Consider the following 13588-nt stretch of genomic DNA (forward strand, 5'->3'; position numbering starts at 1 on the left):
GTCCATCAGATGCCGGCTATGGTCAAAACGGGTCTGTACCCGGCGAGCATAAAACTCGTACAGGCGAGCGTCGATACCGAGCTGCTCCGCAAGATATTTGATCGCAGCGGCTGGTAGCTGCTCGTTCTCCGACAATAGTCGCCCCGTTTGGCGCACTGTGCAAAGTTGAACCGCAAAACCCAGCTTGTTTTGCGGTCGGCGGCGAAGTTCGCATTCCAAGCGGTCTGCCGATTCCAACGTAAAATGTCGGATAAGGTTATCCTCGTCCACCGCTATGCCCAGAAGCGTCGCCGCTTCCTTTGAACTGAGAAGCCTTCTTCTGCTCATCCGCATTTCCCCCGATACATAACTTCGAGGGAAATTGGCCGCCACCGGCCACTTGCTTTCAACTGGCTGACAGCTTCATCTACAGATCAATTGCGAGCGTTCATGCTTCGTTCGACCTTAGCGTGTCGCTGGGAACAGTTCTTGTTCTGACCCCAAGTAGCCGATCGGGTAGCTTTTGAACTTCTTCCTTACTGGCTTGTCGCCTTCGGCATCCGGCAGCCGGCCGATGCCATGGCGCTGTAGACAGCGATGCAAGGGCGAACGCGTCAGGGGCGGGATCGTCGGCTGCAAGGCGTAGAGGCAATCGTCCAGCGGCAGCAGCGTGTATCGGCGGAAGGCGACGATAACGGCCTCTTTCTCGACAGATAGAACCGTCGATCTCGGCTCTCTCGGACCGGTCGGCAGATCGGTCGCCGAAGTCCGCTCCCGCCATTTGGCGACAGTCTTCTGATTGATGCCGTAGCGCTCCCATGAAGAACCTGGCCCATAGTGCATCCCTCGATTCAGAGGATAAGGATGCCCCATCAAAGCCTGGGATCAAACAGCTATTCGGCGAATGGATCCGTCGGAAGGGCCGTCGCCAGATCGATCACCACGGTCTTTACCTCGGTGAATTCACGGATCGCGTCCAACCCGTTTTCACGCCCAAAACCGCTCAGTTTGTAACCACCATACGGCAGCATATAATGGACAGGACGAAACGTGTTGACCGAAACCAGGCCGGCCTCAATCCGGCCGGCCACACGGTGCGCGCGCCCGACATTGGAAGTCCACAGCCCGCCCACCAATCCGTAATCGCTGTCGTTGGCCAGCGCGACGGCTTCGTCTTCATCGTCGAACGGCATGACGGACAGGACGGGACCAAAGACTTCTTCCTGAGCCAGGCGGGAGCGGTTGTCGACATCGGCGAATACGGTCGGCTCCACGAAGTAGCCGCGCGGCAGTCCCTCGGGCCTGCCACCGCCGGTCAAAAGGCGCGCGCCGGACTCTTTGCCGAGGGTGATGTAACTTTCAGTCTTTGTTCGCTGCTCGGCGGAACTGTGCGGACCGATGTGAGTCCGCTCGTCGAAAGGCATGCCAACCCGAATCCGGGAAGCACGGTCAGCGACTGCAGTGGCGAATTTTTCATAGATCGGGCGCTCGACGAAGATGCGCGACGCAAGCGAGCAGGATTGTCCGGTGGACCGGAACGCGCTGTGCACGGCCACCGAAAGGGCGCGCTCAAAATCGGCATCGGCAAACACGATATATGGCGATTTGCCACCGCATTCAAAAGAGCACCGCTTCAGATTGCCGCTCGCGGCCTGCATGATGCGCGCGGCCGTGGCGTGGTGGCCGGTAAAGGAAATCTTGCTTACGCGCGGATGAGCGGCGAGAGCGGCACCCGCGATCGAGCCGTAGCCTGGGACGACGTTCACGACGCCAGCAGGAAAGCCAGCTTCCTGAACGAGCCGGCCAATCTCAAGGAGGCTAACGGGGGTCTGCTCTGCTGGCTTGAGCACCACGGTGTTGCCTGCGGCAAGCGCTGGGCCAAGTTTCCACGAACAGAGGGATATTGGTGAGTTCCACGGCAGGATGGCGCCGACAACCCCAACCGGCTCAAGCCGGGTGTAGGCCAGCGCATCCGGCCTGTAGGGTATCTGCAGGCCGTTTATCTTGTCGGCAGCGCCGGCGAAGAACACGAGCCAGTCGGCGGCTCGCTGCACTTCGCCCAACGTGTCGCGCAACGGCTTGCCATTGTCGCGGCTTTCCATTTCTGCGAGCGTGCGGGCATCGCGCCGCATCAGACCGGCCAATGCGGCTATAAGCTCGCCGCGCCGCGTCGGCGAAAAGCCTGCCCATGGTCCGCGCAGGGCCTGCCTGGCTGCGTCGACCGCGGCGTCGACATCATCCGCGTCCGCCTCCGCGACATGCGCCCAAACGTCTTCCGTAGCCGGATCGATCGTCTGGATCAGCCGGCCGGATTTCGCAGCCACCCACTCACCGCCGATGAATAGACGGTCGTAGAAGCGCGGTTCGTTCGTGGGGGCGTCGGCGGCTACGCTCATGCCTTGTTGTCCGCGAAGGCCTTGACGGCCGGATTGGCGAGACGCGCTATCACCGTCTGCATGGTGTCCGTTTCCGGCGTCGCCGCGATCTGTGCGCCGACGGTCCGGGCGAGGTCTCCGAAGAGCCAGCCGGAATTGCGGGCGAATTTGTCAAGCACGTCGTCATTTGACAGCGGCGCCTCGGGACAGCCCGGATGGTGGGGAACGTGGCTCCGATACGTCTTGCCGCCGGCGGTGATCTCAAGGATAGCCGGGCAATGCGCGGGGTAGTCGGACTCGGGATCGACAGATGCCCGCACCAGCGCGGCGAGGTTCAGCACCTCCCTGTCACCGAGGCGGTCGGCGCGGAACGTCTCCAGACCGACATCGCCATGCACAAGCGCGGAAGCAACGCCGAACGCGAGGCTGAAGCGTGCTTCGTGGGGTGTTTGCGGCGCCTTCTTGCGCTCGTTCGGCTCGGTAACGAGTGTCAGGCCCGGTTCGGCCAGCTGACACGAAATACCGGTGATTGAAGACAGCGAAACGCCGTCCTGCTCGAACTCCTTAAGCAGCCGCTTGCTTGCCTCAATGAAGGCATGAAGCAACTGACAGCACGGATAGGGCTTGAAGGCGGTTTCGGGCAAGTACCAGCGGGTGCCGAAGCCGGCTCCGCCCTTGGCGAAATCGAGATCGCCGGTGATCGGGGTCAGGTGAGTCTGGAAGAAGCCGAACTTTCCCTCGAAAACACTGTCCGGGCCGGTGATGCCGGCCGTAGCGAGATCGATCGCCAGAATGCCCGCATGCGCTCCCCAGCCACCGTGCAGGATTTTCGAGGTCGAACCGGTGCGGGTCGATTCCTGGATGCCCGAGGCGAACGTACCGCCGATGCCCATTGCGTCGACGATCTGTCGTGTCGAGGTACCGACCAGGCGCCCAACGGCCGCGGCGGCACCGAAGGAACCGATCAGTGAACTCGTATGGTAGCCTCGCTCGAGGAACCTGTCGCCGCCTACGAAACCAAGCCTGATCATGATCTCGTAACCAACGGCGATCGCCGTGATGACTTCGCGTAGCGAGGCGTTGCGCTCTTCAGCCACGGCCAGAACCGCGGGGATTACCGTCGAGCCGGGACGGGCCAGCGAGGAGCCGTGCTTGTCGTCCATCTCCAGGGCCTGCGCAAGCGATCCGTTGAGCAATGCCGCCAGTTCGGGCCGCACCTTGGCATTTGTGCCGTAGACGGTCGCGCCTTCGCTGCGCCATTTCGCTGCAAGCTTGCGGATGATCTGGCCACTGTCTTCGTGGGGGCTGGCGCCGGCGATGCAGACACCGATGGAATCAACGATGTGCCATAAAGCAGCGCGGCGGACTTCGGCAGGTATCGCATTGTAATCGACGCCTACGGCGAATTCAGCCATGCTTGTTGCGAGTGTCTTGCTCATCGAATGCTTCCTATTGCCATGGGCTCTTGCTGGCGTCGATCAACCGCGAACGTCCTGCAGCGCAGAACCGAGCGCCGCTGCCGGGCTCACTTCCCTGTCAAGGTTGCCGACGATGTTCTGTATGCGCTCAACCGCTTCCGTCGAGATGACGCGACCGGCGAGATCACGGAATTTCGCCTGCAGCGCGGTGTCCGGTATCGGATTCTTGAAATGGCCGGGACGATAGATCTGCTCGTGCTTGTAGACATTGCCGTCCTTCATGGTGACGGTCACACGCACGGCGCGCATCTCATCCTTGCCCATGGCGTCGAGTTCGGGATCCACCGTGACCGTGAAGCGATCGGCCAGATCCATGATCTTCGGATCAGTCAGTTTCGCGGTCTGGTACTGGTCGATGAATGCATCGCCTTCGAGCAGCATGACCGCACCGGTGTAGGGCAGGTTCATCTGGGCAGCGATGGTTTCCGGCGGGTCCATCGGCTTGTAGGGCCATCCGCAGTGGACGAAGACCATGTTCGTCGTGCCGATATCGACCTTGGCGACGTCCTCGCCCCGAATGCCGTGCTTCTCTCGAATTATCCGCAACGCCTCGGCCGAAGTCTGGCTCGAGGCAAGCGACGAGAAGCGCTTGAAGCCATTTTTCAGGATTTCCCAATCCTTGCCCAGGCCTTTCGTCGCCCAGGACAGGTCGTAATCCCTCGCGTAAGACGAGCAGAAGCCGCCATACTCGGCTTCGAGCACGTCGCGGACGCCGGTGAGACCCTCGCGTGCGCAATAGGCGGCGATAATGCCGTTCTGCGAGGCTTTGCCGGAATGGAAGCGCTTTGCCATGGCGCCAAATTGTGCTGCCATCAACCCCGCCGCCTGCGACCCGGCCAAGCCGAGGGACGAGACGTACTGGTCTGTGTCGAGCTTGATAAGCTTGCCGATGGCCGCAGCCGAGGCGAAGGTACTGGTCAGCCCGCAGGGATGGAAGCCGGTATGAAATGCGGAAGGGCTCACCGTATTGCCGATCCGGGTTCCAAGCTCGAATCCCGCCACCACGGCAAGGATCATGTCCTTGCCCGACACGTCTCCGAAATCCTCGGCGCAAGCCATGACCGACGGGATGACGCCGGCGCCATAGTGCGACATCGACTGATCGTGGCAGTCATCGAGTTCAAAGCCCTGCGCTGAGGTGCCGTTGATGAACGAGGCACCCAGCACATCTGCCTTGCCTTTCTGGCCCCACGCGGAGGCCCGCTGGGCCTGACCGAGTTGGTTCACCACGCGCGTTACCGCTTGGGTCCACGGGGTCTGCGCACCGAAAACGCCGCATCCGAAAGAGTCGAGAATACAACGCTTGGCCATTGCTATGACGCCTGGCGACAAGTCTTCGTAGCGAAGCCCGACCGCGAAGTCGGCCAGGTTGCGTGTGGTTGCCGGGTTACCTGTCACGTTGATGTTCACGATGTACCTCTTAAAGGTTGGAGCCGCCACGCAGGGCGGTGTCTGCGATACTGGAACGCAGAGTTAAGAGTTGTCTGCTGTCCAGCTATTGGATGACCTCGACCATAGCAGTCCAATAACCTTTGGCCCCCGAGCATGACGAACAGGCATGCCGCCGGAGCTTACTCCACCGCTTTCGTGGCCGGCGCATCGCGCTTGGACAACGCTGATCGTGCCGCGCCGATGCCTGACAGGCGCCCGAATACCGAACCGCTGGTGAGCCCGCTGGCGCCCGGATAGTTGAAATAGAACAGTCCGCCGACCATCTCGCCTGCCGCGAACAGGCCGGGAATTGGATTGTGGGCGGTGTCAACAACCTGTCCATCCGTGGTGATACGGATGCCGCCAAAGGCGAAGGTTATACCGCAGGTAACAGCATAGGCCTCGAACGGGCCGGTATCGATGGTGTTGGCCCAATTCGATCTGGGGACGGACAACCCTACCGCGCGGCGGCCATCCTTGACGTTGGGGTTGAAAGGCACATCCTGACTGACTGCTGCGTTGAACTCGCTGATCGTCCTGGCAAGCCGGTCGCCATCCACCTCGTCCATCTGCGCGATGAGCCCTTCCAGCGTATCGGCGCGCAGCTTCGTCACGTGACGGGTGCGGTATTCGTCGGTCAGCAGATGCAGTACCTTGCTGTCGTAAATCTGCCACGCCACCTGACCGGGTTGCCTGAGCACTTCGCTGCCGTACTTCGCATAGGTGTAGTTGCGGAAATCAGCGCCCTCATCGATGAAGCGATCGCCCAGGGCGTTTACGACGATGCCGAACGTGTAACTGTGGCGCTGATATTGCGGGGTGATTGCCATGTCGCCGAAGTCGGAGGCGTAGCGCTCCCAGGCGGTGGCGTGACACCCCGACCAGTGACCGAAAGGCTGCGCTCCGATTTTAAGGGCCATGGCCAGCCCGTCGCCCGTATTGTACTTGCTGCCGCGCACCTTTGCGAGATCCCAGCCCGGCCCAAGATATTTGGCCCGCCATTCGGCGTTGGCTTCGAAACTGCCGCAAGCCAGCACCACCGCGCCGGCCTTGATGCTGAGTATATCACCTCCAAAATTGACTTCGACGCCACTAACGCCGAGCCCATCAACACTGATGAGATCCCTCGCCCATGCCTCATAGCAGACAGTGACGCCAAGAGCCTCGGCGGTGCGATAAAGCGCGTCGACCAGACCCGGGCCTCCCGTGGCGACCACCAGCGTCGTGCCGCCCCAAAATTTGAAACGCCCGTCAACGCGATAGGCCTGACGACCGTAATTGGGCATGAACCGGACGCCCTTTTCCTTGAGCCAGAAAAGGATTTCGCGGCTTTGGCGGACAAGGATTTCGCAAAGGTCGGGATCGGTGCGATATTGCGTGATCCGCCCCATATCGTCGAAGAAATCCGATTCCGTGTAGGTGCCGAAATCGCTGGCCGCGACCTCGTCGTCGGTCAGGTCCGGAACCAGCGCGCGCACATCCTCCACACCATTGTAGACTGCACGGAATTTCCCGTCGGTATAGGTGCTGTTGCCACCGCGCTCGGCGTCCGGGGAGCGTTCCAGCAGCAGAACCCGCGCGCCATTCTCCGCGGCCGAGATCGCGGCGCAAAGAGCTGCGTTCCCGCCGCCAACGACGACAACATCATACTCGCGATTGGCGTCGAAAGTCATCCTACCCCTCATGGTATCAAGGAATTGCTGGAATAATAAGCAGTTTCGTTGCGTATAAATTTCCAAATTGAAATAAACATCTACATTTATACTTAATAGTGTTTTCCACGCATGCTCTTTACAGCGTCGAACTGGCGACGATTGCCCATATTGGCCATTGCGTTCTAACGTGAACGCAGTATGCTTTCACACAATATTATGTTATTCTAGCATCCAATAACGCCATACCGGAGCGGTGTATGAACCTTCAGCAACTGCGATACGTGGTCGAAATCGTTCGTCACGGAAACCATCTCTCTGCGGCAGCAGAGGCCCTCAACACGGCACAGCCAGGGGTTAGCCGCCAGATTCAGCTTCTGGAGCTGGATCTCGGTTTCGAAATCTTCCAGCGCACCCGCAACCGCATCATCGGGATCACGGAACCGGGGCAGCACGTCCTGGCGATCGCCCAGCGCGTGACCACCGATATCGCCGCTTTGCGTTCGTTGAAGAGCGACATGAACTCAGGCAACCGGGGTACGCTCACCATCGGAACGACGCATACGCAGGCTCGCTACGTACTGCCAGGCGTGATCGAGGGATTTATAAAGCGCTACCCCCATGTGCGCCTGGTCCTGAAGCAGGGCGACCCCGAAGAAATCTGTTCGCTTGTGGAATCGGGAGAGGCGGACTTTGCGGTGGGCACAGAGACCATCCGGGCGTTTCCGGGATTGGTGCAACTGCCATGCTTCGAACTGCCGCGATCGATAATCGCCAAGAAGGGCCATCCGATCCTCGACGTGCCCGACCTCACGATAGACGTCGTTTCGCAGTACCCGATTATAACCTATGACACCCGCTATAGCGGGCGCTGGAAAGTGATGAAGGTGTTCAAGGACCACGGCATCGAACCGAAGGTGACGCTTAGCGCCATCGATGCAGATGTCTGCAAGACCTATGTTGAAATGGACCTGGGTATCGCCATCCTGACATCGGTCACCTTCGATCCCAAACGTGACACCGGGTTGCAGGCGCGCGATGCGAGCCACCTGTTCCCGTCGAGCATGATCAAGATATCGCTGCGGCCCAATGTCTATCTCAGACCGTTCCTGGTCGACTTCATCAGCAATATCGCGCCGCAGATTACCATCTCGGTATTGCGCGCCGCCCTGAGCGCCGCTCCCTCGCGTGCTGGCATGTATTAGCCTCAGGCGACCACAGTCGTCTGCAGCGTCATGCGTTCCAGCTGCGCCTCGTCGAGCGTGAGACCGAGGCCAGGTCCGGTCGGGACCGTGACGGCTCCGTCGACGATGGACATGGCGCCATCCGCGACAAGCGGATCCGCTCCCATCGTGCCGACCCCGAAGACAAACTCGGCTGCTCCAAAAGTGCGCCTGACCGGTATCGTGGCGCAGAAATGCGCCGAGGCGGCCGCCTCGAACTGGGACGCGACGGCCAGTCCCCCACAATTGATCGGAATTCCGTTGGCTTCGGCTATCGCAGCGATCTTGCGCGCCGGAGAAATGCCACCGACCTTGTAGAGCTTGATGCAGAAGACATCCACGGCGCGCGTCGATGCAAGTTCGGCCGCGTCCTGGACGGTGAACAGGCTCTCGTCAGCCATCACCGGCACTCCCTTGGCCTGGACCCGGATTTCGCCGAGGCCGCGCACATCGCGGCGCAACACTGGTTGCTCCATGTACCCAAGGTTGAATACGCTCATTTCCCTCATGGCGCTGATCGTGTCCGCAACCGTCCATCCCGTGTTGGGATCGACGCCTATGACGATGTCGTCTCCCACAACCTTGCGAACCGCCTCGAAATTGACGACGTCACGCTTCCATCCTCCCTGTCCGGCCGCCTTGAGGCATAACACCTTGATGCCATAGTCCTCGACAGCCCTGCGGGCCTCCGCGATCATCACCTCGACATCGTCGGCAAGGCTGACCGACCATTCAAGAGGTATGACGGGCTGGCAGCAGCCGCCGATCAGAGCGTTGACCGGCAGACCGAGCGACTTGCCCAAAGCATCATGCAAAGCGATGTCGAGCACGGCGCGTGCGGCCGGATTGCCCGCCAGCCGCAACGTCAAAACCTCGTCAATCGCTTCCATATCGGTGAGGCGCTTTCCAAGCAGCAATGGGCCGTAAATGTCGCGAATCGCGGCCACGACGCTGTGAACCGTGTCCGCAACGAAATGGCCGGGACTGATCGGGCGGATCTGGCCACAACCGACGACGCCACCGGCGTAAATGCGAACGAAGACCGGCTTGCCTAAAAGTTGACCGGCGGGGCCGGTGTCGTAGCTGCCGCTGGAAAACACGCGCTTCAGCCTGACCGGCATTTCAACGACGCGGACATCAATTCTTTCGATCATCATGCTCTTAATTCCGTACCATGCTTGGCCATCAGGCGGCGAGCGGGCTCGATGCACCCGGTAACTGGTTCGACCAGGCGCGTGCGATGATGTCCGCCGCGCGTTCGCCGAGCGCGATGGTTGGCGCGTTCGTGTTGGAAGACGGGATGGTGGGGAACACGGAGGAATCGACGACGCGAAGCCTATCGATGCCATGCACACGCAGCTTGGGATCGACGACGCTGTTGGTGGTGTCAGCGCCCATCGAACAACTGCCGACCACGTGCCAGGTCGTTTGGGTCGTTTCCCGGATATAATCGAGCAGTTCTTCGTCCGTCGCGGCCGCATCGCCCGGACGGGTCTCACGAACGATCATCCGCCGCAGGCTCGGATACGATGCAACGCGCCGCACCGCCTTTATCCCGGCAAGCAGAACATGCGCATCATCCGGATCGTCCAGGTATTTTGGATCAATCCTTGGATACACCATCGGATCGGCCGAGGCGGCGTGAACCCATCCTCGCGACTTCGGCTTCAGCGCCATGATGCCCACCGTAAATCCAGAATGCGGGTCCAATCCATCCTGTGGTCGTCGCGCGTATCGATCCTTGCCGGAGAAGGGCTGCAACTGCAGCTTGAGATCCGGCGAAACCTCGTCAGGCGTGGAGCGCATCACGGTGTGGGCCGTGGCCGAGCAGATCGAAAGCAAACCTTTGCCGAAGAACAGGTACTTCAAGCCTTCCCGCACTTTGGCGAGCGGGCTCTGCAGCACGTCGTTGATGGTGATCGGACTGGCGCACTCGAACGTAAGACGTGTGTTGGGATGATCCTGCAGCCCCTCCCCCACGCGAGGCAGTTCGTGAACGAGCGGAATGCCCAAGTCTTTCAGCAAGTCCGCCTGACCAATGCCGGAAAGCTCAAGCAGCTTCGGCGACTGGATCGGTCCCGCCGAGAAAATGACCTCCTTGCGCGCCTTGACCGCGCGCTTTTCTCCGCCGCGAAGGCATTCCACGCCAACCGCCCGCCGATCCTGGATCAGCGCGCGGGCAACCAGCGTATCGGTCCATACGACGAGGTTCTGCCGGCCTCGCGCCGGCTTCAGGTAGCCCGCGGCCGAACTCGAGCGATAGCCGCGGCGGGTCGAATATTGCAGATAGGCCGCGCCTTCATAGTGACCGTCATTGTAGTCCTCGACGACTTCGAAGCCGGCCTCGCGGCACGCCTCGACATAGGCATCGGCAAGCGCATCGAAATTCTTGAGGCTTGTCACGCCGATCGGACCGTCGCGGCCTCGCGTTACCGGACTTCCCTCCGCATAGCTTTCGATGCGCTTGAAGTAGGGCAGCATCTCCGCCCAGCCCCAGCCCGGCGCGCCCATTTCGGCCCATGAATCGTAGACTGCGGGATCACCCCGCACATAGACGTTGCCATTGATCGAACTTGAACCGCCGAGGACCCGGCCGCGGGTCCACAACTGCGTCCGGCCCTTGAGCGCGGCCTGGGGTTCGGTTACAAATGGCCAGGTGAAGTTGGGATCCTTGAGAAGGTTCACCACCATCAGTGGCACCTTTATGTTGATGCTGTTGTCCCTGCCTCCAGCCTCGATCAGCAGCACCTGGTCCTTGCCGTCCTGCGAAAGCCTGTTGGCCAAGGCACAACCGGCCGAGCCCGCACCGACGATGATGAAGTCGAATTCGCTTGGCTCGTGCAATTTACCTGCCTCCCTTCCCCCTGTCGTCAACGCGCGCAGCGACGCTTACCGGCGTCTGCCGACGGCAATCTAAGAGTTCGTTTTCATATCCGACAATAACCATTGACCGGGCGAGCATGCCTGCAGGCTATTCTCTGGTCTGTCCGGCATGCGATTGCAGGGATAAGCTACGCTTATCCTGAGCCATAAAAAATTCTTTGAATGGAATGGTAGCAGACGGTAACGACGACGGACCATTAATGCCGCCACGCGTTTGCGTGCGGCGCATTCTGGAGTTTGAAGGACAAGTGGGAAACATCGATACCTTGCCAAGCTACGAGCTCTACATCGGCGGTCAGTCAGTCGCGCCGCGCAGCGGGGAACACTTTCCGTCCTACAATCCCTTTACCGGTCAGCCCTGGGCCATGATCTCCCAGGCAGACGCTGACGATGTCGCACAGGCGATCGACACGGCTCGAAAAACCTTTGACACCACCTGGAAATCCACGACCGGGTATGAACGAGCCAAGCTGCTGTTTCGGTTGGCCGACATCGTCGAGGCGTCCGCCGAGCGAATGGGGCGCCTGGAGACCACCGACAACGGCAAGATCATCAGGGAGACGACCAGCCAGATGGTGTTCCTGGCGCGCATGTTCCGTTTCTACGGGGGTTATGCCGACAAGATCTGGGGCAAGGTCATTCCGCTCGATCGCACCGATGTCTTCGACTATGCAAGCATGGAGCCTCTCGGCGTCATCGGCATCATCACGGCGTGGAACTCTCCGATGGCCCTGCTTGGCAACAAGCTCGCGGCGGCGCTGGCCGCTGGCAATTGTGTTGTCGTCAAGCCATCGGAACATGCGTCCGTGACGACGCTGGAATTCTGCAGGTTTATCGAACAGGCGGGCTTTCCTCCCGGCGTCTTCAACGTCGTGACCGGCGATGCCCGCACGGGCCAGGCCTTGGCCAGCGCCGAGGGCCTGGACAAGATAAGCTTCACCGGCAGCGGTGTGGCGGGACGCGCGATCGCGTCGGCAGCCGGACACACGCTCACCCCGGTAATCCTCGAACTCGGCGGCAAGTCACCCAACATCATCTTTGCCGATGCCGATCTCAACAAAGCGATCGTCGGGGCGTTTGCCGGCATCTTCTCGGCCACCGGCCAGACCTGCGTCGCAGGTTCGAGGCTGCTGGTGCAGCGGCCCATCTACGAGCAGGTCGTCTCGGGCCTTGCCGCGCGCGCCGGCAAGGTCCGTCTGGGAAATCCGCTCGACCAGAGCACCGAGATGGGAACGGCGGCCAATCAGCCGCAGTTCGATCGCATAATGGGCTTTATCGAGTCTGCCAAAAGCGAAGGCGCCACGCTTGTCACCGGCGGAGGACGTGCGACTGGAGGCGAACTTGACCAGGGCCTTTTCGTCCAGCCCACCATTTTCCAGGATGTGCGCAACGAGATGAAACTGGCACAGGAAGAGATCTTCGGGCCGGTGCTGGCCGTGATCCCCTTCGATACGGAAGAAGAGGCGATCGCCATCGGCAATGACACCAAGTTCGGTCTGGCTTCCGGTATTTGGACCAAGGATATAAACCGGATGCACCGTGTGTCCCGCGCGTTGCGGACCGGTATGGTGTGGGTCAACACGTACCGCGCCGTCGCCGCCCAAATCCCATTCGGAGGTGTGAAGGACAGCGGCTACGGGCGCGAACGCGGTCACGAAGGATTGCTTGAGTTCCTGACCACGAAGAACGTCATGATCAACTTTTCAGACGTTGAGCGAGATCCCTTCGCGATCCAGACCTGACGCGAGTTTATCGCTGGTTACAGAAGGCACAGAACTGAACCGTCTGGGAGGACAATGCCATGTGTAGCGTGTGTCTGGAACGCGGCAAGGGCTGGCAGGGCTGGAACCGTGTTCCCGCGATGGCCGCGGGCAAGGCTCTCGGGCCGTGGGTCGACCTGTCGCATCCGGTCGGACCCGACATGCCATGCGCTTCGATCTTTCCCAGACCGGCGCTGTCCCTGCTGAAGGAAATGCCGGCAGATCCGTTCAACGTCACCGCATTGCAGATGGTCGTGCATGCGGGCACCCATGTCGACGCACCGCGTCACTATTACCTGGACGGGCCGGCCTTCGAGGACGTGCCGCTCGAGCGTCTTCACGGTCCAGGCGTCGTCTGGCGAATCGATGCGGCAGCGGATGCCGTCATCGATGTTGCCGATCTCGAACTTTGTCGTCCCGAATTGCGTCCGGGCGACATGCTAGCGCTCGATACGGGGTGGGCCGAGCGTTTCGGTTCCCATGAATACGAGCGTCATCCCAGCATGTCACCGGAAGCGGCGGCCTGGCTCGCGGAACGCGACATCAAGATGCTGGCCTGCGATTTCGCGACGCCGGACCTGGTCTATCATCTGCGGGAGCCCGGGTTCGACTGGCCGGTCCACCGCACATTGCTGAGCCGTGGCATCTTGATCTGCGAGCATCTGACCGGACATGCCGCGCTGGCCGGAAAGCGGGTGGAGTTCATGTTCGGCGCCTTGCCGATCCGGGGCTCGGACGGCGCGCCCGCCCGCGTGGTGGCGCGGCTGGTTGCAGACTGACCCAATCCGGCTCGAGGCCCGCGCCGCT

At 60.9% G+C, this 13588-nt stretch carries 10 protein-coding genes and 1 pseudogene; 3 read left to right on the forward strand and 8 right to left on the reverse strand.

Annotated features, from left to right (window positions below):
• The 6 genes and pseudogenes from EN943_RS12165 to tcuA form a co-directional block, all read right to left on the reverse strand.
• Positions 1-327, reverse strand: a 327-nt coding sequence (locus EN943_RS12165; RefSeq protein ID WP_164778170.1) for a DUF4158 domain-containing protein, incomplete at its 3' end; no start/stop codon positions are given.
• 156 nt (positions 328-483) lie between these two features.
• Positions 484-822, reverse strand: a pseudogene (locus EN943_RS12170) (IS481 family transposase); the annotation flags it as partial.
• Between the two features lie 50 nt (positions 823-872).
• Positions 873-2375 (reverse strand): aldehyde dehydrogenase, encoded by a 1503-nt coding sequence (locus EN943_RS12175; protein ID WP_127412807.1) that lies wholly within the window; start codon positions 2373-2375, stop codon positions 873-875.
• Positions 2372-3793 (reverse strand): MmgE/PrpD family protein, encoded by a 1422-nt coding sequence (locus tag EN943_RS12180; protein WP_127412808.1) that lies wholly within the window; start codon positions 3791-3793, stop codon positions 2372-2374. Before EN943_RS12180 ends, EN943_RS12175 begins: the two co-directional genes overlap by 4 nt.
• A gap of 39 nt (positions 3794-3832) precedes the next feature.
• A complete protein-coding gene (locus tag EN943_RS12185) occupies positions 3833-5242 on the reverse strand; it encodes an MmgE/PrpD family protein (RefSeq protein ID WP_164778171.1) in 1410 nt (469 codons plus the stop codon).
• Positions 5243-5403: 161 nt separating this feature from the next.
• Positions 5404-6936, reverse strand: a complete 1533-nt coding sequence (gene tcuA, locus EN943_RS12190) for an FAD-dependent tricarballylate dehydrogenase TcuA (RefSeq protein WP_127412810.1) — start codon at positions 6934-6936, stop codon at positions 5404-5406.
• A 239-nt stretch (positions 6937-7175) separates the two neighbouring features.
• Here tcuA and EN943_RS12195 point away from each other — a divergent pair, with 239 nt between their 5' ends.
• Positions 7176-8120 carry a LysR substrate-binding domain-containing protein gene (locus EN943_RS12195; protein WP_127412811.1) on the forward strand — a complete coding sequence of 315 codons (945 nt, stop codon included), beginning with the start codon at positions 7176-7178 and terminating at the stop codon, positions 8118-8120.
• Between the two features lie 2 nt (positions 8121-8122).
• Here EN943_RS12195 and EN943_RS12200 read toward each other — a convergent pair whose 3' ends face one another.
• Both EN943_RS12200 and EN943_RS12205 read right to left on the reverse strand, forming a co-directional pair.
• Positions 8123-9295 carry an enolase C-terminal domain-like protein gene (locus tag EN943_RS12200; RefSeq protein WP_164778172.1) on the reverse strand — a complete coding sequence of 391 codons (1173 nt, stop codon included), beginning with the start codon at positions 9293-9295 and terminating at the stop codon, positions 8123-8125.
• 28 nt (positions 9296-9323) lie between these two features.
• Complete coding sequence (locus EN943_RS12205) at positions 9324-10982, reverse strand: GMC family oxidoreductase N-terminal domain-containing protein (RefSeq protein ID WP_127412813.1); 1659 nt, start codon at positions 10980-10982, stop codon at positions 9324-9326.
• A gap of 287 nt (positions 10983-11269) precedes the next feature.
• Here EN943_RS12205 and EN943_RS12210 point away from each other — a divergent pair, with 287 nt between their 5' ends.
• The gene (locus tag EN943_RS12210; protein WP_245475811.1) at positions 11270-12763 is read left to right on the forward strand and encodes an aldehyde dehydrogenase; all 1494 of its coding nucleotides are present in this window, start codon (positions 11270-11272) and stop codon (positions 12761-12763) included.
• Positions 12764-12822: 59 nt separating this feature from the next.
• On the forward strand, positions 12823-13560 hold the full coding sequence (locus tag EN943_RS12215) for a cyclase family protein (RefSeq protein ID WP_127412815.1): 738 nt from the start codon (positions 12823-12825) through the stop codon (positions 13558-13560).
• Positions 13561-13588: the final 28 nt, after the last annotated feature.

Source organism: Mesorhizobium sp. M7A.F.Ca.US.006.01.1.1, from assembly GCF_003997935.1.
GTDB lineage: Bacteria > Pseudomonadota > Alphaproteobacteria > Rhizobiales > Rhizobiaceae > Mesorhizobium.